The organism is Microbulbifer okhotskensis, from assembly GCF_023895975.1.
Taxonomy (GTDB): domain Bacteria; phylum Pseudomonadota; class Gammaproteobacteria; order Pseudomonadales; family Cellvibrionaceae; genus Microbulbifer; species Microbulbifer okhotskensis.
Map to the genome: position 1 here is coordinate 1 of NZ_JALBWM010000311.1, position 957 is coordinate 957.

Below are 957 nucleotides of genomic sequence, written 5' to 3' on the forward strand. Positions count from 1 at the left end.
TCTGGCCGTGGTTCCTACCTATTTCGCCCCCTAAAACTGTCCGAAGTATTGAATATTATGAACAAGCTGTTGGACGAAAGGCTAGTCCCTTACCTGGTGAAAACCGATCTGAGAAGACTATATATATACCTGATGAAAATACGGGCCGACAAAAGTTAGAAGATCAATCTATGAATGTCATAGGCCATAATGAACTTTTGACAGGAAAGTTTTTTGAGGATTTTGCCAAGCAAGGCGGACCTTTAAGCTTGGTATTAAATCTATTGCCAGGAATGAATGCGACAGGAGGGTTACATGATTTTTGGTTAAACCCTGGCAATCCAAATAAACTTGATAAGGGATTTATAAACAATTATGGAACTATGCTTCCGGCGGCTATGATATCAATAGCCGAAATTGTTGGTAATTACACAAGAGGGTGTGAAGCTCAAATCCTTACCTATTATTTTAACGAGCGAGAGCGAAGACGCAGGTTTTATGACTGATCAGAGAAGCTATATTTCAGTGTGTGTGGTGGCAGTTATTGGGGCATTAGTTGTAGCCTGCCATAGCTTTACTACTCCGCATGAGAATTTTAAAAAGCATATGGAGTTTAATATCGGTCGTAAAGTTGATGATCCTGCATCCTATTTAAATAGATATCCTAGTCGAGTAATTAATGCACGAAATCTGCCAAATAAAAATATAGAAATCGAGTATTTTTCTGGATATAAGGGGTTAGGTGACTGTACTGTTTACTTTGAAGTGGATAGTCAGACACAGGAAATAATAGCTTGGAGATTTGTCGGGTCTGAAGAGACATGTATTGTTGTTCCCTAATGCACAATTACCTTTTCTGTGGTCTCAAATGATTTATGTTGCGACTGTTAAAGAGTTGGTTTTGGGGTTTATGTTGTTGGAAATTACCTGCATTCAACTTTGAAGTGCATCAGTTAATCCCCTGGAAAAGAACGGTCA

2 protein-coding genes are annotated in these 957 nt (G+C 38.8%); both read left to right on the top strand.

Annotated features, from left to right (window positions below):
- The coding region (locus tag MO867_RS22235; RefSeq protein WP_252473239.1) for a hypothetical protein at positions 1-485 on the top strand (485 nt) is incomplete at its 5' end.
- A complete protein-coding gene (locus MO867_RS22240; protein ID WP_252473241.1) occupies positions 478-819 on the top strand; it encodes a hypothetical protein in 342 nt (113 codons plus the stop codon). The genes MO867_RS22235 and MO867_RS22240, both read left to right, overlap by 8 nt.
- Positions 820-957: the final 138 nt, after the last annotated feature.

Excerpts from the sequence above, each read along its gene's own strand:
- MO867_RS22240 (WP_252473241.1), top strand. The coding sequence starts at position 478 with ATGACTGATCAGAGAAGCTATATTTCAGTGTGTGTGGTGGCAGTTATT.